Here is a 24214-nt window from a genome sequence, read left to right on the forward strand (position 1 = left end):
GCCCCGCACCGATGTCGTAGGCGTCGCCCCCGACATCGGGAAGGGACGGGATGTGGCGTGCGACTGTCCGCTCAGGGCCGCCGACGGCGACAGGAACTGACGTCGCCATATCGGGCACAGTCGCCATCCAGAGCAAAGATGGGCGAGCTCGGGTCCCAATCGATGGATTGTGCCCTTATCGTCTGTTGACGTGCACGTCATGATGAGCGAGACCGGTCCGAATGCAGGTCGTGGTACAGACGCTTCGCCGCGGACGCTGTTCGTGGCCAGGTTGACGGAACTGTGGGAAGCCGCAGGCAACCCCACACTGCAGCGGGTCACGACCGCCACCGAGGAACGGCTCAAGGCCACCCGCACCCAAGCACAGAACCAGCGCTCATCGATGCAGCGCATCAGCGATTGGCGAAGCGGGCGCAATGTGCCCTCCCGATTCGAATCGTTGGATCCGGTGCTGGTGACGTTGATCGCGCTAGCGCGGAACACATCCGGTCCCGTGCCGTCGGTCTTGACGAACCGGTCGGCCTGGCGGCGTTTATGGAAGGCGGCAAGCGCTCAGCCCGTACGCCCGACGGTGCTGACCTCATTGCGACGTGATGTCCCCACGTTTGTTGGGCGTGAGGTCGAGGTGGAGCGGATCATGGATGCGGCAGGGCCAGGTCGGGTGGTCTCCATCCACACCATCGACGGCATGCCTGGCGTCGGGAAAACCGCGCTGGTCACCCGCGCAGCGCACCTGCTGTCAGACCGGTTTCCCGACGGCAGGTTCTTCGTCGAACTCAACACCCACACCCCCGACCAAGTGCCCGCCGATCCCACCGAGGTACTGGCCACCCTGCTCACCGGCCTCGGCATCGCACCGAGCCACATCCCGGACTCTCTCGACGCACGGCGTGACCTATGGCGCGACCGCGTCTCCACCAAACGGGTACTGCTGATCCTCGACGACGCCCGCGACCAGGACCAGATCGAACCGTTGCTACCGGCCGGGCCGGCATGCCTCACCTTGATCACCAGTCGCCGCCGACTCATCGCCTTGGACAGCGCCCTCCCGCTGCCACTGGACACCCTCGATCCCGACAGCGCGGTCGACCTGTTCTGCCAGTTGGCCCAACGCAACCCACAAGGCGACGACATCGCGGCCGTCGCCGAGATCGTCCGGTTGTGCGGGTACTTGCCGCTGGCGATCGTGCTACTGGCCGGCCGACTCGCCCATCATCCTGTGTGGACTCTCACCGGCCTGGCCGAGGAGTTCCGCGCCGCCCGAGATCGGCTCGGTGAACTCGACGCCGGTCAGCGCGCGGTTCGTGCCGCGTTCACCGCCTCATACGACGAGGTGCCACCCGGCAGGCAGCGACTGTTCCGCACGCTGGGACTGCACCCTGGCACCGATTTCGATGCTTATGCGGTGGCCGCGCTGAACGACATACCGCTCGCCGAAGCACGAGCCGACCTGGACGCTCTTTACACCGACAACCTCATCGAGGAGACCGCACCCGGCCGGTATTGCATGCACGACCTGGTGCGCGAATACGTGCGCGCCCTCGCCGCGGCAACGTCGACCAGCGACGTCGCCGCGGCGGTGCAGCGGTTGCTGGACTACTACCGCCACACCGCGGCAGCGGCGGACCAATGGCTGACGCGAAGACCCCGCCCCGCCGACGGCAACCGCAGCTCCGGCGTGCGCGGTGCCCTGGTGCGGGAATTCAACGACGCGGTGCACGCGCTGGCGTGGATGCGTACCGAGCGAACCAACCTGCTCGCCTGCGTCGAGTACGCCGCTGACCACGATCCTGCCCGGTTGGTCGGACTGACCGAGGTACTCGCGGAATTGCTGGAACGCGAAGGGCCGTGGTCATCAGGGCTGCGACTGCACCGGCGTGCCGCTGAGGCCGCGGACCGCTTGGGCAACCGCTTCGGCCATGCCAACGCACTCACCAACCTCGGCGTCCTGCAGTGGCAGACCGGGAACCATGACCAAGGCGCGGACGTGCTCTGGCAGGCTCGCGCCCTGTACAGGTCGACCGGCTATCCCATCGGCGAAGCCGACACCCTGGCAAACCTCGGCGGTTTTTACCGATACGCCGGTGACATTGGGCAGGCCGCCGACGTGCTCCGGGAGGCGCTCACCCTGTACCGGTCGATCGGTCACCCCGTCGGCGAAGCAGGCACACTGACCAGACTCGGTGGCGTACTCCGCGACAACGGCGACTACGAGCAGGCCGCCGATCTGATCCAGCAGGCCTTGATCCTGTTCAAGGAGACCGGCTCCGCCCTCGGGGAGGCCGACGCCCTCGGCTTCCTCGGCAGTGTGCGCCGCGAGACCGGGGACTACGGGCAGGCCGCCGACTTCTTTCTGCGCGCCACGGCTGCGTTCCAGGAGATCGGCCACCGCAGAGGCGAAGCCCGCTGGATCGGCAACCTCGGCCTGGTGCGCCGGGATACCGGGGACTACGGGCAGGCCGCCGATCTGATCCAGCAGGCATTGGCCATGTTCCGGGAGATCGGGTACCGCCTCGGCGAAGCCATCAACCTCAACAACCTCGCCACCGTGTGCCGGGAAACCCGGGACCACAAGCAGGCCGCCGACCTCTCCCGGCAAGCCCTGACCTGGTTCCGCGAGATCGGCTATCGCATCGGCGAAGCCGAGGCACTCGCCAACCTGGGCGCCGTGTGCCGGGAAACCGGGAAAAACGCGGAGGCCGCCGACCTCTCCCGGCAAGCCCTGGCCTTGTTCCGCGAGATCGGCTACCGCTTCGGCGAAGTCGAGACACTGATCAGCACCGCGAAGCTGCTGTTGGCGACCGGCGAACCCGGCGAGGCGTTGACGATGTTCACCGACACACTGACCACAGCCCGCGACATCGACAGCCCAATCCAGCAAGCCCGCGCACTGGAAGGCACCGCCCGCTGCCAAGCCGCCCTCGGCGACACCGCCACCGCCACCACCAACCTGCGCCACGCCATCGACATCTACCGCCGCCTCGGCGCCGCCGAAACCGACACCGCGACAACTTATCTCGCCATGCTCGAAGCTCCACCACGCCGAGTGTGAGAGATCGTCTCTCGTGCGGCACAGGGCTGCTCACTGGTCGTCCTACTTGGCGATTACTTCCGAATGAGTTAGCACGCTAGGATAGGCAAACCTAAATTCTAACGTTGCTCGAGGATTGTGTTCCCTGCCCGGCGGAACCGTCGCCGAAGGCCCTGTTACAGCTCGGAAATCGTGGAGAAATTACCAGATGGAAGGTACGCGCGCACGGACAAGGCGCTGGCCTGGGTGGCTGCTGACGGCTGCCGTACTGATGGCTGCCTGTTTACTCAGCCTCATGGTCGGAACCAAGGCCATTCCGGCCGGGCAGGTGTGGGATGCGCTATGGGGCGCCGACGGATCGGCGGACGCGCTGGTCATCACCGAGTATCGGGTGCCGCGCACGCTGCTCGGACTGCTCGCCGGACTGGCGCTTGGCGTGGCCGGATGCCTCATGCAGGGGTTGACGCGCAATCCGCTGGCCGATCCTGGTCTGCTCGGCGTCAATGCCGGAGCGGCCTTCGTCATCGCGATGGCGGTCGCTTTCCTGGGAGTCACCGAGATCACGTCGTACGTGTGGTTCGGGTTCATCGGTGCCGCAGTAGCGTCGGTTGTGGTGTATCGGCTCGGCACCGCGGGCAGGCAGGGGACCGATCCGATCCGGCTGACACTGGCCGGGGTCGCTATCACGGCCGTGCTGTCCGGACTCACCAAGGGGTTGATACTGCTGAACCCCAAGGCCTTCGACCAAATGCGGAACTGGGATGCAGGCGCGTTGACCGGGCGCGGCCACGACGTCATCGCCGGCGCCACGCCGTTCATTCTCGTAGGCCTGGTGGCGGCGGTGATCGCCGCGCGCTCGCTCAATGCCGTTGCCCTAGGTGACGACCTCGCCCACGCGCTGGGGGTGCACATCAGGCGGACCCGGCTGCTCACTGTCACGTCGCTGACCCTGCTGTGCGGCACCGCGACTGCCGCGGTGGGGCCGATCACCTTCGTAGGCTTGGCGGTGCCGCATATCGCGCGCTGGATCGTCGGACCCGACCAGCGCTGGATCATCGCCTACTCCATGCTGCTCGCGCCGATTCTGGTGCTGGGTGCGGATATGCTCGGGCGCATACTCGTTCGGCCCGATGAAGTGCCGGCGGGATTGGTGACCGCCTTCCTCGGTGCACCCATCCTGATCTGGCTGACGCGGCGTACCCGGGTGAGTGCGCAATGACCGCAATCGATTTCGGCCGCTCGGTGCTGGTGGTCCGAACCCGCGGTCTCGCCGCCCGTGTGGGTGTTCGCACCGTGGTGGTGTGCGCGATCCTCGTCACCGCGGCATTGGTCGTGGCCGTATTGTCGCTCGGCACCGGCGATTACCCGATTCCACCGGATCGGGTACTGCGTGCGCTGTTCGTCGGAGATCAGCGTTTCGACCGACTCGTGGTGTGGGACTGGCGATTTCCGCGCGTAGTGCTGGCGCTGGCGCTGGGCGCGGCACTCGGTGTGAGCGGCGCGATCCTGCAATCGGTGACCCGCAATCCGCTCGGCAGCCCAGATCTGGTCGGCTTCAACACCGGCGCTTACACTGGCGCGCTCATCGTCATGCTGGCGCTGGGCGGCGGCGGATTCCAGACCTCAGTGGGTGCGTTCCTCGGCGGATTGGCTGCGGCCCTTGCCATTCAGCTCTTGGCCTTCCGGCACAATGTCACCGGCTTCCGGCTCATCATCGTTGGCATCGGCGTCAGCGCCATGCTGGCCTCGATCAATACCTGGCTCATTCTGCGCGCCGATCTCACCGCTGCCATGTCGGCGGCCGCATGGGGCGCCGGGTCGCTGAGCAGGGTCACCACGGCACAGGTCGCGCCCGCGCTCATCCTGCTGGCGGTACTCGGCGTGGCCGCTCTCGCAGCCGCGCCCCGCTTGCGGATCCTGGAATTGGGTGACGATCTGGCGCAGGCGTTCGGCATCCGGGTCGGACGTGACCGCATGCTACTGATCGTGCTGAGCGTCGCGTTCTGCTCCGTCGCCACGGCCGTCGCCGGACCCATTGCCTTCCTGGCCTTGGCCGCACCGCAATTGGGCCGCCGCCTGGCTCGCACGGCCTCCACCGCACTTGCTCCCGCCGCTGCCATGGGTGCGCTGCTGCTGGTGACCTGCGACTGGATCTCGCAGCGGATATTCGCACCCACCACGCTGCCGGTCGGCGTCGTCACCGTCTCGGTTGGCGGGCTGTATCTGGCATATGTGCTGGTCGCCGAGGCGCGACGGGATTAGAGGAAGCGACTATGAACGAGAACCACAGCGCCGGAATCGAATGGGATACCGATGGCGCGGATCGAGCGCTGGCGCAGACGAATGGGCACAGCGCACAGGAGGATCGGAGCCGATTGCGGGCCGACCGGGTGCGCCTCGGCTATCGCGGCCGTACCATCAGCGACCAACTCTCGGTGGATATTCCGGACGGGGCCTTCACGGTGATCATCGGCCCCAATGCCTGCGGGAAATCCACCATGCTTCGTGCGCTGGCTCGGTTGCTCACCCCGGAAGACGGTGCCGTGCTGCTCGACGGCAAGGACATCACCGCCTATCCAGCCAAGGAGGTCGCCCGCCGCATCGGTCTGCTCCCACAGTCCTCCACCGCCCCGGACGGCATCCGAGTCGCGGATCTGGTCGCGCGCGGCCGATATCCGCACCAGACCCTGCTACGCCAGTGGTCGCAGGCGGACGAGGTGGCGGTCACCGCGGCCATGGCGGCCACCGGCGTCACCGACCTGTCGGCCCGCTCGGTGGACGAGTTGTCCGGCGGACAGCGGCAACGCGTCTGGATCGCCATGGTGCTTGCGCAGGAGACGCCGATCATTCTGCTCGACGAGCCGACCACCTACCTGGATATCGCGCATCAGATCCACCTGCTGGATCTGTGCCGCAAGCTGAACAGGGAATCCGGCCGGACCGTGGTCGCCGTCCTGCACGACCTGAATCACGCCTTCCGCTACGCCGATCACCTCATCGCCATGCGGGACGGCCGGGTAATCGCCACCGGTACGCCGCGTGAGATCGCGACCGCCGAACTGGTGCGGGACGTCTTCGCCCTCGGCTGCCGGATCATCGACGACCCGGAAACCGGTGCACCGCTGGTGATTCCGCTCGCCGAGAACGCGGCGGGCGTGAGCTGACGCAGCACCGGGAAGTGGCCGATCCGGTGATGAGGGGCTTCTATTTCCTATTGGTAGTTAAATTAGGTTAGCCTATGTTTCCTTCCTCCGTTGTTGGACTCTCCTCGAGCCCGGGTGGACCGAGGGAGGGGTCGCAATACGTTGATGGTGAAGGAGTTGCCGTGAGACCGGTGGAACGGGACGACGCGAGCGCAGGTCATCTCGGATTACCGCTCACCGGAGCGCAACTGGGGATCTGGAACGCCCAGCATCTCGACCCCGAATCGCTCAGCTACCTGGTCGGCGAGGTGCTCGAGATCTCCGGACCCGAGGCCATCGACGTGGCGTTGCTCGACACCGCCATCCGCCGGACCATCGCCGAGACCGACACCATGCGACTGCGGTTCAGCGACACCGCCGACGGCCCGCGACAGCAGATCACCGACCTGGAACCCGAACTGCGTCCGCTCGTCGACCTGCGCGGCGAGACCGACCCGACCGCCGCCGCACACCGGCTGGTCGCGGCCGAACGCGAACGCTCCGCAACCTATTGCCGCGCCATGGTCGACCGGCAGCTGTACACCTATACGCTGCTGCGACTCACCGACCGCGACGTGTGGTGCATTCAGCTTTACCACCACTTGATCATCGACGGATACAGCGCGGCCATGGTGTCGCGCCGCGTCGCCACCCACTACACCGCCTTGCGCCGCGGCAGCGAGGCACCGCCGCCGCGGTGGGGCTCGATCCGGACGCTCGTCGAGGAAGACCTCGAATACCGTGCGAGCCAGGCCTATCGGCACGACCGCGACTACTGGCGGGATCGGCTCGCCCCGCTGCCGCCGCTGGACGGGCGTGGCCGCGCACCCGAGGGAACTGTCGAGCAGACCAACGAGGCGCGCGCCGTCCTCGACGCCGACCTGGTGGCACGCATCAAGGCGGCGGCCACCGCGACCGGCATCACCTGGGCCGACGTACTTGTCGCCGGTTATGCGGGATTCGTGCATCGGCTGCTCGGTGAGACCGATGTGGTCATCGCCCTGCCCGTGATGGCGCGAGTCGGCAAGACCGCGCTCACCACACCGTCCATGGCGGTCAATGTACTGCCACTGCGGATTCCGGCGTCCGGTCAGGACCGCCTCGGCGAACTCGGCAAGCGGGTGACCGACGCGCTGCGGGAGGTGCGCGCCCACCAGCGATTCCGCGGTGAGGATCTGGCGCGGGAATTCGGCGGTACGCAGACCGGCGCGCTGCTGCACGGCATCGGCATCAATCTGAAGGCTTTCGACTTCGCCCTCGATTTCGACGGCGCCACAGGCATTTTGCGCAATGTCGCCGGCGGCCCGCCAGAGGATCTCGGCCTGACCGTCACGCCGTTGTCGCGGGATCGGATCCAGCTCGGATTCGAGGTGGACGCGCGGTCGCTCGACGCGGAGACGGTGCGCCGCCGGTTGGACGCACTGGTCCGGATGATCACCGAACTGGTCGATGATGCGGACCGGCACATCGGCGCAATCACCCTGTATCCGGCAGAGCTCGGCGCGCGCATCGCCGTCGAGCGGGCCGGTGCGCCACTGCCCGGTCACCCCGAGGACACGGTCGAGGTCTTCGACCGCATGGTCGCCGCACGGCCGGACGACATCGTGCTGGTCGGCGGCGGCGAGCAGCACACTGCGGCCGAACTGGGTGCGCGAGTGCACCGGCTGGCGCGGTATCTGCGCGGCCGAGGCGTCGGTCCCGAGGACATCGTCGGCATCGCGCTGCCGCGCACCGTGGACATCGTGGTCGCCCTGCTCGCAGTGCGGCACGCGGGCGCGGCCTACCTCATGCTGGACATCGAGCACCCGGCGCAGCGGCTCGCCGACATCGTCCACGACGCCGCACCGGTGCTGATCCTGACCAACGACGCGGTGGCGGACGCGACTTTCGCTGACCGATCCGACCGGCTGATCCGGTTGTCGGACAGCGCGATTCGGGACGCTGTCGCCGAGCTCGTAAGCGGTCCGCTGACCGAGGCCGAACTCGCCGCGCCGCGCTCGGCCGCGCATCTCGCCTATGTGGTGTACACATCCGGCTCCACCGGTAGGCCCAAGGGTGTCCAGATCTCCTGCGGTGCGATGGCGCAGCTGCTGCATCACCACCTGTCGACCGTCTACGCCGACGCCGCCGCCCGTGCGGGCGGACGGCAGCTGCACATTGCCCACACCTACTCCTTCGCTTTCGACGCGGCCTTGGACCAGCTACTGTGGCTATGGTGCGGTCACCGGATCTGCCTGTACGACAACGACATTCAGAAGGATGCCGCCGCACAGGTCGCCGCCTTTGCCGCCGACCGCATCGACGTCGTCGACACCACCCCGTCGATGGCGGCCGCCTTGATCGACAACGGGTTACTCGGTGGCGTGCACCGCCCCGAGCTGCTACTCCTCGGTGGCGAGGCGACCCCGCCCGCGCTGTGGTCGACGATCGCCGCGTCAGATGTGCCGGCCCGCAATATGTACGGTCCGACGGAGGCGACCGTCGACGCGCTCAGCGCGCCCGTGACCGGTGCGCTCCCGCACGTCGGCGGCCCCTTGGCCGGCACCCGCGCCTATCTGCTCGACGGTGGGCTACAACCCGTGCCCGACGGCGAGATCGGCGAATTATATTTAGCCGGAACCCAATTGGCGCGTGGCTACCTCGGCCGTGCCGCGTTGACGGCCGACCGCTTCGTCGCCGACCCGTTCGCGGCGGGCGAGCGCATGTACCGCACCGGCGACCGGGCGCGCTGGTTGCCCGGCCATGGCTACGACTACCTCGGCCGTGCCGACCAGCAGATCAAGGTGCGCGGCTATCGCGTGGAATTGGGCGAGGTCGAGGCCGCGCTAGGCGCACTGCCCGGCGTGGCCGCCGCGGCGGCCACCATCCGAAAGACCGGCGACAGCAACCGATTGGTGGGCTATCTGGTCCCAGAGGCGGGCGCAACGCTGGATACCGACCAGCTGCGGCATCGGTTGACCACCGTAGTTCCCGACCACATGATCCCGTCGGCGCTCGTGGTGCTGGCCGCCCTGCCGACCACCGTAAACGGCAAGCTCGATCGGGCGGCACTACCCGCGCCCCAAGTGATTTCGACCGGACGGCCACCCCATACCGATGCGGAGCGCGCGGTCTGCGGTGTGGTCGCCGCGGTGCTTGGTGTGGCGCGCGTCAACGTCACCGACGACTTCTTCGGACTCGGCGGCGACAGCATCACCGCCATCGGCGTGAGCAGCCGATTGCGTGCCCTCGGATTGGCCGTCCAGCCGAAAACCTTACTCGCCCAGCGCGATCTGGCCACCATCGCCGCCGCGGCCCAACCCGTGGAGCACGCGTCCGGCACCGCGACACCGGACGAGGCCACCGGCCCGGTCCCGATCCCGCCCATGGTGGGCGCACTGCTCGAAGTGAACCGGAGCCGCAACACCATCGCCGGATACGCCCAGTGGACCGCGCTGACCCTGCACGAGGACCTCTCGCTCGACCACCTGATCACCGGCCTGCAAACCCTGCTCGACCGCCACGACGCGTTGCGGCTGGTGTTCGACGAAACCGACACCGGTCCCCGACTGGTGATCGCGGACATGGGCGCGATACGCGCGTCCGATCTGGTCCGTGAGATGGCGTTCCACGACCGACCTCGATCTGCGGATGGGTCGGCTGCTGTCTCGAATTCTGTTGCTCCGCATGGAGGGTCGGCGGAGTCCGGCGCGGCGTTCATCGAACGGGTTGTGGCAGATCTGGCGACGGGATTGGCTCCCGCCGAGGGCATTGAGATCCGTGCCGCGCTGGTTCGGATGGCGCCGGACGTGGCCGACCGCCTCATCTTGGTTGCCAATCACCTGGTGGTCGACGGTGTTTCGTGGCGAATTCTGGTGCCCGAGCTGTACGAGGCGTGCGTGGCGGCGCGGGACGGCCGTCCGGCGGCGCTGCCTGCCAAGGAGAGTTCGTGGCGACGGTACGCCACGCTGCTTGCCGAGTCCGGTGCTGCGGGCGGGTATCGCTCAGAACTGGCGCACTGGCAGCAGGCTCTCGGTGACGGCATGGTCGCGGCGCTCGGGGCACGGCCGCTCGACCATGGCCTGGATCTCGTCGAGAGTGCGGACTGTACAAGGACTTTCGCCGCGCCGGAAGTCTCCGAGGCGCTGCTGACCACGCTGCCCGCCGCGTATCGGGCGAAGACCGACGAGGTGTTGCTCGCTGCCCTCATGCTGGCGCTCAATGCCTGGCGGCACGAGCGTGGCGAGGCACTCGAATCGGGTCGACCCGTCACGGTCGAAGGACACGGGCGTGAGCCTCTGCGTGCGGATACCGATTTCGCGGGCACCATCGGCTGGTTCACCAGTGAGTACCCCGTGTGGACGCCCGCGACCGGTATCGATGACCCGGACGGGCTCGCCGACGCCTTGGCCGGAGGCGCGGCGGCCGGGCGGCTGTTGCGCGCGGTCAAGGAGGCCAAGCGGGCCGTCCCCGGCAACGGGGTCGGCTACGGCGTGCTGCGCATGCTCGACCCGGAGACCGCGCCGCTGCTCACTTCGCGGCGAGCACCCGAGGTGTTGCTCAACTATCTCGGCCGCTTCGGCGGGGGCGCCGCCCTCGGCTGGAGCCTGCCCGAACACGACCCCTTCGCGGTGACGGAGCCACCGGAAAAGGCGCTGACGGAAGTACTTTCGCTCAACGTCTTCGTGCACGAACCCACTACCGCACAGCCGGGTGCGCCCCGGATCGCCGTGGAGTGGACTGCGGCGAGCCGGATTCTCGGCACACACCGGGTCGCGGAACTCCAGCGGCACTGGGAACTCGCCCTGGAGGCGTTCGCCGCACACGCGGTGCTGTTTCCCGGCGGTCTCACGCCGTCGGACTGCCCCGGCGTGTCCGTCTCCCAGGGCGACATCGACGTTCTGGAGACCGCGCACGGTCCGCTTGCCGAACTGCTGCCGCTGTCGCCGCTGCAGGAAGGCTTGCTGTTCCACGCGATTCGCGATGGCGCGGCAGACGTCTACAACCTGAGCGCACGCGTCGACCTGCACGGTCCGCTGGACGGGCCGCGACTGTCGGCGGCTTTCGACACCGTGGTCGGCAGGCATACCACCATGGCCGCGGCCTTCCACTACGAAGGCCTGGATCAGCCGGTGCAGGCGATCCCCCAGTCGGTGGGAATGCCGTGGCGTGAGGTCGACCTGTCCGGGCTGCCACTGCGCGCCGCGGTTGCCGCCGCCGACCGGCTGGAAGCCGAAGCGACCCGACACCGTTTCACGGTGGATCGGTCGCCGATGTTACGCGCCACGCTGATTCGCCTGCCCGGTAACGAACACCGACTGGTGCTCAATACCCATCACCTCGTCATCGACGGCTGGTCAACGCCGATCGTGCTGCGGGAAGTGCTCGCTGTCTATCACGGTGACAGACTGCCCTCGCCCGCACCGTACAGCGACTATCTGTCCTGGATCGCCACCCGCGATCACGCGGCGGTCCGAGCAGCCTGGTCCGAGCGGCTTGCCGGATTCACCGCGCCGACGCTGGTGCGCGCGAACACCTTCCGCGATCGCGAGTTCCGGCAGTGGCAAGTCCCACTGCCCGAATCGCTTGCCGCAGCGCTGACCGATCTCGGCCGCCGTCGCGGTCTGACGATGAACACACTGGTACAGGGCACCTGGGCGCTGGTGCTCGCCGCACTCACCGGACGCACCGACGTCGTATTCGGCGCGACCGTCTCCGGCCGCCCCGCCGAACTGCCTGGCGTGGCGGCCATGGTCGGCCTGTTCGCCAATACTGTGCCGGTCCGCTGCAGTTTCGACCCGGACCGCGCACTGCTCGAGCAGTGGGCCGAATTGCAGGAAAACCAGTTCGCCATGCAGGAGTTCGATCACGCGGGTCTGGCGGAAATCGAACGTATCGCCGGGGTCGGGACCCTCTTCGACACCCTGGTCACCTTCGAGAACTTCCCGAATTCCGGTGTCGGGCAACCGGAGTCGCACGAGCTTCGGCGGGGGGCCTTCCACAACCACGGTGGCACGCACTATCCGATGACCCTGGTCGCCCCACCGGGCGACCAGCTGACCCTGCTGATCGGCTACGACCGCAGCGGGGTCTCGGATGCCACGTTGGGGTGGATCGCCGAGCGGCTCAACGAGATCCTGACCGCCGTCACCGTCACCGAGGATGTGCGGGCCGCGGTCTTCCTGGATCGGCCGGTAGCCGCCGAAGCGTCCGAACCGGATCTGCGCGGCTCGACCCTGGCCGACTGGGGCACGACCGTCGACCCGGCCGCCCCGGCCGTCACGGCCGAGGGTGTCACGATCGACTTCCGGGAGTTCGATTCCCGCGCGAACCGGCTCGCCCGCTGGTTCGTCTCGCGGGGCATTGGTCCCGAAATGGTTGTCGCGGTGGCCATTCCGCGCACCATCGATGCGGTCGTCACCGCACACGCCATCTGCCGAGCCGGTGGCGTCTACCTGCCCGTTGATCCCGACCAGCCCGCGCAGCGCATCGAGAAGATCCTCCAAACCGCCGCTCCAGCACTGGTTTTGCGCACCCTCGATGACATCGACACCGGTGGATTCCCCGACTCCGGACTCACCGATGCCGATCGGCTTACACCGCTGCGCTCCGCCAACACCGCCTATCTGCTGTTCACCTCAGGCTCCACAGGTGTACCCAAGGGTGTGAGCGTGCCGCACGCGGCGATCGTCAACACCTTCGAATGGCTGCAGCGCGAATGCCGGTTCGGCCCCGGCGACACAGTGTTGTACCGCACCCCACCGATTTTCGACGCCGCCATGGTGGAACTGTTCCTCCCGCTGCACGTCGGCGCCCGAATCGTGCTGACCCGCCCCGGCGGTCACCGCGACCCGTTCTACCAGGCTCAGCTCATGCGCGCGGAGCGGGTCACCGCCATACAGATGACGCCCTCCATGCTCACGGTGCTCGCTGAGGAGGCCGACCTGTCCGGCTGCACCGATCTGCGCTGCGTCTACATCGGCGGAGAGGCGCTGCCCCCGGCGACGGCGCATCGGATGCGCGCGTTGACCGGAGCCGTCGTCTACAACCTGTATGGCCCCACCGAGGCCGCGGTCAACATTACTTATCACGAGACCGTCGACGCCGACACTCGATCGGTCCCGATCGGCGTCCCGGCCGCCGGATCCGGCGTCCATGTCCTCGACGATCGGCTGCGGCCGGTCCCGGTCGGCACCATCGGTGATCTGTATTTGACCGGCATCCAACTGGCCAGCGGCTATCGGTCCCGCCCCGATCTGACCGCGGGCGCCTTCGTGGCCGACCCGTTCGGGGCGCGGTCAGGCGGAGCGGGCGGCGAACGGATGTACCGCACCGGCGATCTGGTGAAATGGACCCCCGCCGGTGAACTCGATTACGTCGGCCGCAGTGACAGCCAGGTGAAACTGCGCGGCCAGCGGATTGAACTGGGTGATATCGAATCGGCACTGCTCGCCTGCGTGGGTGTGGCCCTGGCCGTCGTGCTGCTGCGGGAGGACACCCCGGGCGATCAGCGCCTGGTCGCCTATCTCGTCGCCCGGTCCGGGGTCGAGCTCGACACCGAGGCGGTGCGCGAACAGCTGCGTACGGCCTTGCCCGCGTACATGATTCCGGCTGCCTTCCTGTTGCTGGTCCATATTCCGCGCACCGCAAGCGGGAAGATCGACCGCAAGGCGCTCCCGGCGCCGGATTCCGCCGCACCCGAGCCGATGATAACGACCGTCATGCGCGATGCGGGTCCGCTCGATGCCGTCCGCGAGACCATGGCCGCCGTGCTGTCGATCCCCGAGATCGACGTGGACGCAGACTTTTTCGCCGAGGGCGGCCACTCGCTCATCGCCGTGCGCCTGATCGGCCGACTGGTCCGCGCGGGCTTCGCGGTGGTACTCGACGATGTTTTCGCCGCCCCGACACCGCGCGCGCTCGCATCGCGGATCGGCACGGCGGAAACCGGCACCGCACGGCCGGCGGACGGCCTCGCCGCCCTTGGCCGCCGCCTCGATCCGGTCCTGGAACTGCGCACCGGAGGTTCGGCCACACCGCTGTTCTGCGTCCATCAGATCGGCGGCACGGCGTGGAAGTACGCGCCGCTGGCCCGGCTGCTGCGCGTCGACCGGCCGATCGTCGGTTTGCAGCTGCCCAGCCTGACCGATAGGGATTTCCACGTTCGCACCCTCGACGACCTGGCGCGGTACTACCTGACGGCCATTCGCCGTATCCAGCCGCAGGGTCCCTACCATCTGCTCGGCTACTCGCTAGGCGGCAATATCGCCCACGCGATGGCGGCGATCCTGGAGGCCGAGGGCGAGCCGGTCGGCTACGTGGGTCTGCTCGATTCGTATCCGCTGTCGAATCTCACCGATCGCGCCGCCCAGTCCCTCGCGAACCCCACCGGGCTGGACGCGCTGCTACCGGAAATGGCCGAGTACTCACCGGAACTGTCGGTCGCTGTGCGCACCGCCGCGACGGCGCTGCTGCGCATGGTCACCGAATCCGAGTCACCGCGCTACAGCGGAACCATGGTCCTGTACTCCGGCGACACCGGCGCCGAACCCGAACGCGTCGCCGCCCAGATGACCGGGTGGCAGGCCGCAGGCGCACGGCTGACTGTGCGCCGACTTCCATACTCGCACAACGATATCGCCACAATCGGCTTGATCGAGGTCGCGGCGCTCCTCGATGTGGATCCGGCGCTCCGCACCTGAACCTCCCCCTAGAAGAAGGAACACTTTTCATGTCAGTTCACCGAATGACGACACGCGTGCGTGCCGCCGTTGCTCTGCTGATCGTCGCGGTGGCCGCGACGGCGGCAGGCTGCGGTAGCTCCACCTCGGACCAGCCGGGTGAATCCGGCACTCGCCAGGTGCAGACAGCGAAGGGCGTCGTCACCGTGCCCGCCGCCCCGCAGCGCATCGTGGTCGTCAACGGCGCACTCGCCGGATACCTCTACGACCTGGGGGTGAAGGTGAAGGCCGCGGATCCACGGCTGCTCGGCGTCACGCTGCAGCCCGGTGAGTTCCCCGCCGCCTGGGCCGCGGACGCCAAGCAACAGGGCACCGAGGTGGTGCCGTCCGGTGACAGCATGAACCTGGAGTTCATCGCTGCCAAGCAGCCGGACCTGATCATCGGTGGCGGACCGGGCTACCCGGGCCAGCAGTCGATCAACGACTACGACAAGCTCACCGCCATCGCCCCGACCGCGCTGGTGCCGTCCAACAGCACCAACTGGCAGGACCAGTTGAAGTCGGTGGCCGACATCGTGAACCAGTCCGCGAAGGTGGACGGCCTGATCACCTCGTACAACGACAAGGTCGCGAAGGTGAAGGCCGGTATCAAGGTGCCGCAGGGCGCGACCGCGGTGATGCAGTCCCGCAAGGACAACAAGCCCACCCTGATCGCCCCCAACACCCTGCTGGCCACACTGCTGTCTTCGGTCGGCATCACCATGGACGACAAGGTCGAGGCGAAGGCAGGCAACCCGGCCCGGCCCGCGGCCGGCGACTGGGTGACCTTCAGCCCCGAACTGCTGAGCACCGTCGTCGACGCACCGGTGCTGTTCGTGATCATGGTCGACGGCGGCCGCAACATTGCCCAGCTGAAGGAAGACCCGATGTTGGCTCAGCTGCCGGCGTTCCGGGCCGGACAGGTCTACGATCTGCCGGCCACCAGCCTGCGTCCGGATTACCGCGGCGCCATGGCCACCCTCGACCTGCTGGCGGAGCGCTTCAGGTGACACGCTTCGGCGGCCTGCTGATCGATACCTCGCCCCTGCACGCCAGCCGGGCATTCCGCAACGCCTTCGCGGCCCGGCTGATCTCGGTGCTCGGTATCGGACTGCTCATGGTGGCACTGCCCGTGCAGGTCTACCAGGCCACCGGATCGTCCCTGCATGTCGCCGGCGTCACCACGGTCACCGCGATCGCCCTGTTCGCCGGGAGTCTGGCGGGCGGGGTAGTCGCGGACCGGTACGATCGGCGCGATGTCATCCAATGGTCGCGCAGCGCAGCCGGTTTCGGGTTTCTCGCGCTCGGTGTGAACGCGCTGCTGCCGCATCCGTCGCTGGCCGTCGTCTACGCCGCGGGCGTGGTCGACGGCCTGGCCGGCGGGGTCAGCGGTTCGGCGCTCATGGCGCTCATCCCCATGCTCGTCGGACGGGAGAAAGTGGCGGCCGCCGGTGCGCTGACCTCGCTCACTACCGATCTGGGCACCATGGTCACCCCGGCGATCGCCGGCCTGCTGATCGCGAAAACCGGTGTGGCACTGCCGTTCTTCCTCTGTGCGGGCGCTACCGCGGCCACCGTGGGACTGATCCGGTCCATCGGACCGCAGCCGCCGCCCGCGCGGGAAGTCGCGCATCCGCTGCGTGAGCTGGCCGTCGGCATCGCGTTCGCGGCCCGGCACAAGGTCATTCGCGCAGCCCTGCTGACCGGCACCGTCGCCATGATGGTCAGCGGTCCGCTGGTATTGCTGCCCGCCTTGGCCGAGAACGAACTCGGCGTTGGGGATACCGCTCTCGGCCTGCTCTATGCCGCACCCGGTGCCGGCGCGGTACTCGGCTCACTCACCAGCGGGTGGATCGGCCGCAGTCGCCGTCCTGGCCTCGCACTGCTGATCTCGTTGGCGCTCATGCCGATCGGAGTCATCGTCGCCGGGCTCGCACCGCACGCCGCGCTCGTATTCCTCGGCCTGGCCGGATTCGGTTTGGCCCGTGCACTGAACATGGTGCTGCGCTACGCGATTCTGCAGCGGGACGCGCCCGAGGAGCTGCGCGGCCGCGTCTCGGGCCTGCTCATGGTGCAGTCCGTCGCCGGTACCGCCATCGGCTCCATGGTGGCCGGGATCGTCGGCCAATTCTTCAGTCCCGGAACCGCTCTCATGGTCTACGGACTGGCCGCACTGGTACTCGTCGCGTTGACGTCACTGGCCGCCGCGCCGCTGTTGGGAAAGGAAAAGCCGTGATGGATCGTGCCGCCTACGCCCAACGCATCGTGGAGGTGCTGTCGGGTGAGCATGGAGCCAGTCATCAACGACGCCCTCGGGCGTTGGTCGACAGGAGAGTGAGCCCCCTATGTTAGAAAGTCCCCTTCGCACCAGACCGGAGCTACCCTCTCGCCGACGCGTGCTGCGGGCCGTGGCAGGTTGTGCCGCGGCGGTGTCGGTGTTGCTGGCGACCGGCTGCACCAGCGGCGGGCAAGCCACCGACACGTCGAGCGCACCGGCGGGCGGGGCCTTCCCGGTCACCATCGGGTCGGCGCTGGGACCGGCGACGATTCCCAGTGCGCCGAAGCGAGTGGTCACCCTTGGGTGGGGTTCCACCGAGGTGGCACTCGCGTTGGGCGTGACGCCGGTCGGCATCCCGAACATGAAGTCCGACTCCGGCTCCGATGACCCCGTAATGCCTTGGGTGCGCGACAAACTCGGCTCGGCGACGCCCGAGACGTTCGAGGCGACGAGTAAGTCGATGCCGTACGAGAAGATCGCCGCCCTGCGCCCGGATGTGATTCTGGCCGTGCAATCCGGCGTCACCGCTGACCAGTTCGCCAAGTTGTCGGCGATCGCCCCGACCGTCGGCTATCCCGGAAAGCCATGGCAGACCAGCTGGCAGGACCAGACCATGCTGGCAGGCAAGGCCCTCGGCAAGGAGTCGGAGGCCACCGCGCTCGTCGCCGACGCGAATGCGCAACTCGCACAGGCGCGTTCGCAGCATCCCGAGTTCGCCGGGAAGACCGCGACGGTGGTCAGCGCGACCAAGCCGGACGGGCTGAACGTCTATCTGGATACCGATCCGCGCATCGAACTGTTGAAGACCCTTGGCTTCACCCCGCTGCCCGAGCTCGCGCAGTTGCGTCAGCAGACCGACTCGGCCAAGTTCGCCGCGGAGGTCAGCTGGGAGAACATCCCCCGCTACAACCCGGATGTGCTGCTCACCTGGTTTCTGCAACCGGCTCTGCAGACGAGCGTCGAGGCCAATCCCATCTTCCGCTCGCTGACCGCGGTGAAGGGGAATGCGTATGTGGCGCTGACCGATCCGCCGCTGGTGTACGCGATCAGTGCGCCGAACGTGCTGAACATCCCGTGGCTCATCGCGCATGCACTACCGAAGCTGAGCGCCGCCGCTCATGCCACGCCGTAGCTCCCGCACCGTCGCCCCGCCGCTCGCCCTCGGGCTGCTGGCGGCGGGGCTGGCGGTGGCGATGGTCGCGTCCCTGATGATCGGGTCGGGATCGCTGACGCCGGGACAGATATGGGATGGCCTGTTGGGCGCCTCCGGTGAGGCGGCCGATGTCCTTGGCACTATTCGCATTCCGCGCACCGTCTTCGCCGTTGTCGTCGGCGCTGCACTCGGACTCGCCGGTGCGCTGACCCAGGGATACACGCGCAATCCCCTGGCCGACCCAGGTCTGCTCGGCATCACGCAGGGCGCGGCGCTCGCCGTGGTGCTGGCGATCACGGTCTTCGGCCTCACGTCACCGACGGCCTACGTCTGGTTCGCGTTCCTCGGTGCCGCGCTCGCCGCGGCAATGGTTTTCGCCATCGCGGGGCTCGGGTCGGGTGCGTCACCGCTGTCGGTGGTGCTGGTCGGTGCCGGTATCTCGGTGTCGCTGTCGGCGGTGACCGGCGCGATCGCGCTGAGCGACCGCACGTCGCTGGACGCGCTGCGGTTCTGGGGCGCCGGATCGGTGGGCGGCTTGGCGTGGCCGGTGCTCCGGGTGGTGCTGCCGTTCCTGGTGATCGGCTTCGTGCTCGCGGCGCTGTGCGCGCCGGTGCTCAATGCGCTCGATCTCGGTGATGATGTCGCGGCGTCGCTCGGCGTCCACGTGTTCCGTGGTCGGCTGGTGGGCATCCTGACCGTCACCCTGCTCGCGGGGGCGGCGACCGCGGCGTGCGGGAGTATCGCCTTCCTTGGTCTCATGGTTCCGCAGTTGGCGCGCGCGCTGACCGGACCCGACTATCGGTGGCTGCTGCCCTGCTCGGCCGTCATCGGTGCGGTCATCCTGCTTGCCGCCGATATCGTCGGGCGCGTGACGGTGCGGCCGGGGGAACTGCAGGCTGGCATCGTCGTCGCACTGCTCGGGGCCCCGTTCTTTCTCGCGGTCGTCCTGTGGCGCAAGTCGGGTGCGCGATGACCGCGCAGCTCGAGGCCAGGCGCCCGACACCCGCGGTGCGCATACCGGGTACGCAGATCTCGGTCCGCTGGCGCTTGCGCCCTGTCGTGGTGGCCGTGACGGCCGCGGCGGCGACGTTCGCGCTGTTCTGCGTGAGCCTCGGCACGGGCGATCTCGCGATTTCACTGCCCGATGTGCTTGCCACCCTGTTCGGGCGCGGAAACAGCATGAACGCCTTCGTTATTCACGAACTGCGCCTGCCACGCGCCGTGCTCGGCGTGCTGGTTGGGCTTGCGCTCGGTCTGAGCGGAGCGATCGTGCAGACCATCGCGCGCAATCCGCTCGCGTCCCCCGATGTGCTCGGTGTCACCGGTGGTGCCGGAGCCGCCGCGGTCGCCGTGGTGACCGGGGTCGGCGGCCACACCATCTCGACGCTGTCCGCGCTCGGCCTGCCGCTGGCGGCCATGGCCGGCGGATTGCTCACCGGGATATTCGTTCTCGTGGTGAGCGCGCTCGGCCGGGTTGGACATCAGCGGCTTGTACTCGTCGGTGTCGCGGTCACCGCCATCGTGTCGGCCCTGACGCAGTGGATGTTGGCGAAGGCCGATATTCGCGATGTCGGGCAGGCGCAGCTGTGGCTGGTCGGTGCGTTGGAGCCGCGGCAGTGGTCGCAGGTGTGGATGACGGTGTGGGGCATCGGGGGGTTGACGGTAATCGCTGTCGCCCTTGCCTTCCCGCTGCGCGCGATCACCCTCGGCGAGGATGTCGCCGTCATGCTCGGCGTCCGGCTCACCGCGGTGCGGCTGTCGCTGCTGCTCACCGCGGTGCTGTTGACGGGTATCGCGGTCGCGGCGGCCGGACCGGTCTTCGCGGTCGCGTTGATCGCACCCCAGGTGACCGTGCGGCTGAGCCGACTCGCGTCGCCGCCGCTGCTCGCCTCCGGCATCATGGGCGCGCTGCTGCTGACAGCGGCGGACCTCTGCTCCCGGAGCCTATTTGCCGATCCGCTACCGGTCGGGGTGGTGACGGCGGCGATCGGCGGTCCGTTCCTGGTGCTGATCATCCTGCGCGCGAACCTGGCCACCGCGTTAAGGCGCGCACCGTGGCGGACATGGCGGAAGTGAAAATGCCAGGGACACAGCGTGGTTCAGCGAGTCACAGCGTGGTTCAGTGGTCGTCGTCTTCGTCGAAGTCCGCCTGCCCCGCCTTCCAGTAGGCGGACACCTCGGCGTCATCGGGCCCGGCCCGTAGCACCTCACGCACCCAGCGGCGCAACGGCCGCACCACGCCCGCCTCCGCGGCGATCCACGCGTACACCCGCTCGCCCTCGGAAAGCGATACCGCGCGCACGGCCTGCTCGAGCAGATCCGAGCGCTCGGCCGCCACGGCGCCGCGGTGCAGCCACCGCACCTCGACGCCTTCGGGGGCGACCAGGTCGACCTCCTCGCTGGCATCGACCACCTCGATGAACGCCAAGCCCGCCGCGTCGGCGGGCAGCGCCTCCAGCCAGCTGGCGATGGCCGGGAGCGCGGTGATGTCGCCCGCCAGCAGGTATCGGTCGTAGATGAACGGCACGATCAATCCGCCGGGCGGGCCCGCGATGTAGACGGTGTCCCCCGGCGTCGCCGCCGCGGCCCACTCCGCCGCGTGTCCGCCGGGGTGCAGCGCGAAATCGATGTCGAGTTCGCCGGCGGCCCGGTCGTAGCGGCGCACCGTGTATTCCCGCGAAATCGGCAGCGGGCGTGGCCATTTCAGCTTGAAATCGACCTGCTCGGGTAGCCGCAACGTGCCATCGGCGTCGGGGTAGATCAGCCGAACGTGCTCGGTGGGCGCATGACTCTCGAACCCTGCCAGCTCCGGCCCGGCGAAGGTCAACCGCCGCAGCCCGGCGCCGACCATGCGCACGTCCCGCACGGTCGCCTCGCGCAGCCCGATCGGGTACGGCACCTTGGCCCCGCCCGCCGCCGCATCGAGTACCTCGGCGATTCGTTCGCGATGAGCGCCTCGGTTCATCCGGCCGCACCGTTCTTCGTCATGTGTGACTTCCCTTGCGTTCCACCGAAACCCATCGACCAACGGGGTCGACTACGCACCCCTCGCGCGCAAAACATGAGGGTAGCCTAACTTAATTTCACAGACAAGGCGGTCAGCGAGCCGGTTGGTAGGGGTTCTTCAGGAAGTGGTCGACGACCGTGCGGCCGAGGGTGTAGCCGTTGTCGAGGGACAGGCGGAAACCCGCGGAATGCTGGTCGAGGTGGTCGGCCACGCTTTGGCCGGGGTAGGGCTGGTCGAAGTTGCTCACGGTGCGCAGCGACAGATAGCGGTCGAGGTAGCCGTGCCGGTCGAGTACCGCGGCGGTGGCGTTGTCTTCCATCTGCGTCGTGCAGTAGTTGCCCTGGTTGTTCGTGCGCACGCCCATGATGTAGCGCGCGGTGTCGGAGAGTTCCTTGCCGGAGAACCAGTCGTCGCCGGTGATGGTGTCGCACTTGGTCACCGAGGGCTTGCGGTCGCCTTGGCCGAACAGGACGCGTTCGGCGGCGGCCTCGGGGCTGTCGGTCAAGGGGGCGTGCTCGGTCAGGCCGAACGCGGTGTCGACCAGCTGCTCGTTCAGGTGATAGGCGGCGGTGTTGTAGTTCTCGACGGGGCGGTAGCCGTGCGGCAGGCCCGGCGCCTCGGCCGGGACGAGGTGGTTGCCGAGGTCGAAGTCGACGACCCAGCGGGCCCAGGTCGCGGAGCCGAGGGTGACCTGGTCCGGCGGCGCGCCCGCGGTGCCGACCGTGAGGAAGTGGGCGGTGCTGAAGTCGAGTTTCGGGCTGTCCAGCACAGCCATCATGGTGGCCGCCGCGTTGGTCTTGCCCTGCCCGGTCTCGGCGACGCACAGCCCGTCGGCATTGCAGTGCACCGGTTTATAGGAGGTGGGGACGTCAACGGTGATCGGCAGCGACTCGCGCTGCAGCCACGGCTCGACCTCAGGGTCGAACATCGTGATGACCAGCACGCCGACCTTCACCGGCGCGGCGGTCGACGCTCCCCCGCCGCCGCAACCGACGGCCATGGTGGCCGTCGCGAACACGGTCAAAGCGACTATCCAGCGGCGTAACGGCATCGGATGATCCTATGACAAGACCCCTTGCCATCGCCGCTGGGACCGCGCCCTGTCCGACCGCGCGGCCGCGCCAATCGAGGCCGACCCGACAAGCCCGAAAAGCCACCCATGTAGGTTGGACGGCAGGTTCTCTTGCGGCACAAGCGGAACCATCGGACCCGCGCGACCTGCGGGTTCGGTGCGAACCGCTTGCTCGGGCGATCAGCTGCCCGTTAGTCGAGAAGTCGGTGGAGCGCGGCGAGGTCCGCGCCGAGTGAAAGGCCCATCAGCATGACGTCATCGGCGGGATCGAACGCACGCGCCCACATCGGGGTCACCGGCCTCGCAGTGATGGGGAGCAATATCGCGCGCAACTTCGCCCGGCACGGACACACCGTCGCCCTGCACAACCGCAGCATCGCCAAGACCGACGCGCTGCTCGAGGCGCACGGCAGCGAGGGCGATTTCGTGCGCACCGAGACGATCGAGGAGTTCGTCGGCGCGCTGCAGAAGCCGCGCCGAGTGCTGATCATGGTCAAGGCGGGCGACCCGACCGACGCGGTGATCGAGGAACTCGCCGCCGCGATGGACGAGGGCGACATCATCATCGACGGCGGCAACGCGCTGTTCACCGACACCATCCGCCGGGAGAAGTCGCTGCGCGAGCGCGGCTTGCACTTCGTCGGCGCCGGCATCTCCGGCGGTGAGGAAGGCGCGCTCAACGGTCCGGCCATCATGCCCGGCGGGCCGAAGGAGTCCTACGAGGTACTCGGCCCGCTGCTGGAGTCGATCGCCGCGCAGGTCGACGGCACCCCGTGCTGCACGCACATCGGGCCGGACGGTTCGGGCCACTTCGTGAAGATGGTGCACAACGGCATCGAGTACGCCGACATGCAGCTCATCGGCGAGGCCTACCACCTGTTCCGCGACGCCCTCGGCTTCGACGCCAAGCAGATCGCCGACGTGTTCACCGGCTGGAACCAGGGCGAGCTGGAAAGCTACCTCGTCGAGATCACCGCCGAGGTGCTCAACCAGACCGACGCCAAGACCGGCAAGCCGCTCGTCGACGTCATCCTCGACGCGGCCGAGCAGAAGGGCACCGGCCGCTGGACCGTCAAGGCGGCGCTCGATCTCGGCGTCCCGGTCACCGGCATCGCCGAGGCCGTGTTCGCCCGCGCGCTGTCCGGCGCCACCGACCAGCGCCGCGCCGCCGTCGGACTGGCCTCGGGTCAGCTCGCCGACAAGCCGACCGATATCGAGCAGTTCACCAAGGACATCGAGCGCGCGCTGTACGCGTCCAAGGTGGTCGCCTACGCCCAGGGCTTCGACCAGATCGCCGCCGCCAGCACCGAATACGACTGGAACCTTCGCCCCGGCGACCTCGCAACCATCTGGCGCGGCGGCTGCATCATCCGCGCCCGCTTCCTCAACCGCATCAAAGACGCCTACGACACCAACGCCCAACTGCCGAGCCTCATCCTCGACCCCTTCTTCCAGGAAGCCATCGAGAACGCCATCGACAGCTGGCGCCGGGTAGTCGCCGCCGCCGTCCAACTCGGCATCCCCGTCCCCGCCTTCGCCTCCTCCCTCGCCTACTACGACGGCCTGCGCGCCAAGCGCCTGCCCGCCGCCCTCACCCAGGCCCAACGCGACTACTTCGGCGCCCACACCTACGAGCGCATCGACATGCCCGGCAAGTACCACACCCTGTGGAGCGCCGACCGCACCGAAATCCAAACGGACTGAACACGTTCCCCTGAGCACCCGGCCATCGATCGGCCGGGTGCTCGTCACATTCCCCACGCCACTTCACTCACCGCGTCCGAATTAGCCA

Annotated in this window: 13 protein-coding genes; 11 read left to right on the top strand and 2 right to left on the bottom strand. The window is 68.2% G+C overall.

Annotation, left to right across the window (positions count from 1 at the left end):
* Positions 1–262 precede the first annotated feature (262 nt).
* The 10 genes from OG203_RS15300 to OG203_RS15345 all read left to right on the top strand — a co-directional run bounded on the left by OG203_RS15300 (position 263) and on the right by OG203_RS15345 (position 20419).
* A complete protein-coding gene (locus tag OG203_RS15300; protein ID WP_405166317.1) occupies positions 263–3052 on the top strand; it encodes a tetratricopeptide repeat protein in 2790 nt (929 codons plus the stop codon).
* Positions 3053–3239: 187 nt separating this feature from the next.
* Positions 3240–4250, top strand: coding sequence for an iron chelate uptake ABC transporter family permease subunit (locus OG203_RS15305; protein ID WP_405166318.1), 1011 nt, complete (start codon positions 3240–3242; stop codon positions 4248–4250).
* Positions 4247–5293, top strand: coding sequence for a FecCD family ABC transporter permease (locus tag OG203_RS15310; protein WP_405166319.1), 1047 nt, complete (start codon positions 4247–4249; stop codon positions 5291–5293). Before OG203_RS15305 ends, OG203_RS15310 begins: the two co-directional genes overlap by 4 nt.
* An 11-nt stretch (positions 5294–5304) precedes the next feature.
* Positions 5305–6195 carry an ABC transporter ATP-binding protein gene (locus OG203_RS15315; RefSeq protein WP_405166320.1) on the top strand — a complete coding sequence of 297 codons (891 nt, stop codon included), beginning with the start codon at positions 5305–5307 and terminating at the stop codon, positions 6193–6195.
* 161 nt (positions 6196–6356) lie between these two features.
* Positions 6357–14894, top strand: coding sequence for an amino acid adenylation domain-containing protein (locus tag OG203_RS15320; RefSeq protein ID WP_405166321.1), 8538 nt, complete (start codon positions 6357–6359; stop codon positions 14892–14894).
* A gap of 29 nt (positions 14895–14923) precedes the next feature.
* Positions 14924–15922 (top strand): ABC transporter substrate-binding protein, encoded by a 999-nt coding sequence (locus OG203_RS15325; protein ID WP_405166322.1) that lies wholly within the window; start codon positions 14924–14926, stop codon positions 15920–15922.
* Entirely contained in the window at positions 15919–17148 is a 1230-nt protein-coding gene (gene entS, locus OG203_RS15330) for an enterobactin transporter EntS (protein ID WP_405166323.1), read from the top strand. The genes OG203_RS15325 and entS overlap by 4 nt, the downstream gene beginning before the upstream one ends.
* Positions 17149–17320: 172 nt before the next feature.
* Positions 17321–18322 (top strand): iron-siderophore ABC transporter substrate-binding protein, encoded by a 1002-nt coding sequence (locus OG203_RS15335; protein WP_405166324.1) that lies wholly within the window; start codon positions 17321–17323, stop codon positions 18320–18322.
* Positions 18309–19316 carry a FecCD family ABC transporter permease gene (locus OG203_RS15340; RefSeq protein WP_405166325.1) on the top strand — a complete coding sequence of 336 codons (1008 nt, stop codon included), beginning with the start codon at positions 18309–18311 and terminating at the stop codon, positions 19314–19316. Before OG203_RS15335 ends, OG203_RS15340 begins: the two co-directional genes overlap by 14 nt.
* The gene (locus tag OG203_RS15345) at positions 19313–20419 is read left to right on the top strand and encodes a FecCD family ABC transporter permease (protein WP_405166326.1); all 1107 of its coding nucleotides are present in this window, start codon (positions 19313–19315) and stop codon (positions 20417–20419) included. Before OG203_RS15340 ends, OG203_RS15345 begins: the two co-directional genes overlap by 4 nt.
* A gap of 43 nt (positions 20420–20462) precedes the next feature.
* Here OG203_RS15345 and OG203_RS15350 read toward each other — a convergent pair whose 3' ends face one another.
* Positions 20463–21308, bottom strand: a complete 846-nt coding sequence (locus tag OG203_RS15350; protein WP_405166327.1) for a siderophore-interacting protein — start codon at positions 21306–21308, stop codon at positions 20463–20465.
* Between the two features lie 133 nt (positions 21309–21441).
* Positions 21442–22401, bottom strand: coding sequence for a purine-nucleoside phosphorylase (locus OG203_RS15355; protein ID WP_405166328.1), 960 nt, complete (start codon positions 22399–22401; stop codon positions 21442–21444).
* Positions 22402–22671: 270 nt separating this feature from the next.
* On the opposite strand from OG203_RS15355, the gene gndA reads away from it, so the two are divergent.
* Positions 22672–24126: an NADP-dependent phosphogluconate dehydrogenase gene (gndA, locus tag OG203_RS15360; protein ID WP_405166329.1), complete on the top strand. Its 1455-nt coding sequence runs from the start codon at positions 22672–22674 to the stop codon at positions 24124–24126.
* Positions 24127–24214 lie beyond the last annotated feature (88 nt).

Origin of the sequence: Nocardia sp. NBC_01499, assembly GCF_045040275.1 — a bacterium.
Taxonomy (GTDB): Bacteria; Actinomycetota; Actinomycetes; order Mycobacteriales; family Mycobacteriaceae; genus Nocardia.

What these genes read in the sequence shown, in the direction of transcription:
- OG203_RS15315 (WP_405166320.1), top strand. Translation starts at nt 5,305, where the DNA reads ATGAACGAGAACCACAGCGCCGGAATCGAATGGGATACCGATGGCGCG.
- gndA (WP_405166329.1), top strand. Translation starts at nt 22,672, where the DNA reads ATGACGTCATCGGCGGGATCGAACGCACGCGCCCACATCGGGGTCACC.
- OG203_RS15325 (WP_405166322.1), top strand. Translation starts at nt 14,924, where the DNA reads ATGTCAGTTCACCGAATGACGACACGCGTGCGTGCCGCCGTTGCTCTG.
- OG203_RS15345 (WP_405166326.1), top strand. Translation starts at nt 19,313, where the DNA reads ATGACCGCGCAGCTCGAGGCCAGGCGCCCGACACCCGCGGTGCGCATA.
- OG203_RS15355 (WP_405166328.1), bottom strand. Translation starts at nt 22,401, where the DNA reads ATGCCGTTACGCCGCTGGATAGTCGCTTTGACCGTGTTCGCGACGGCC.
- OG203_RS15305 (WP_405166318.1), top strand. Translation starts at nt 3,240, where the DNA reads ATGGAAGGTACGCGCGCACGGACAAGGCGCTGGCCTGGGTGGCTGCTG.
- OG203_RS15340 (WP_405166325.1), top strand. Translation starts at nt 18,309, where the DNA reads ATGCCACGCCGTAGCTCCCGCACCGTCGCCCCGCCGCTCGCCCTCGGG.
- OG203_RS15350 (WP_405166327.1), bottom strand. Translation starts at nt 21,308, where the DNA reads ATGAACCGAGGCGCTCATCGCGAACGAATCGCCGAGGTACTCGATGCG.
- OG203_RS15310 (WP_405166319.1), top strand. Translation starts at nt 4,247, where the DNA reads ATGACCGCAATCGATTTCGGCCGCTCGGTGCTGGTGGTCCGAACCCGC.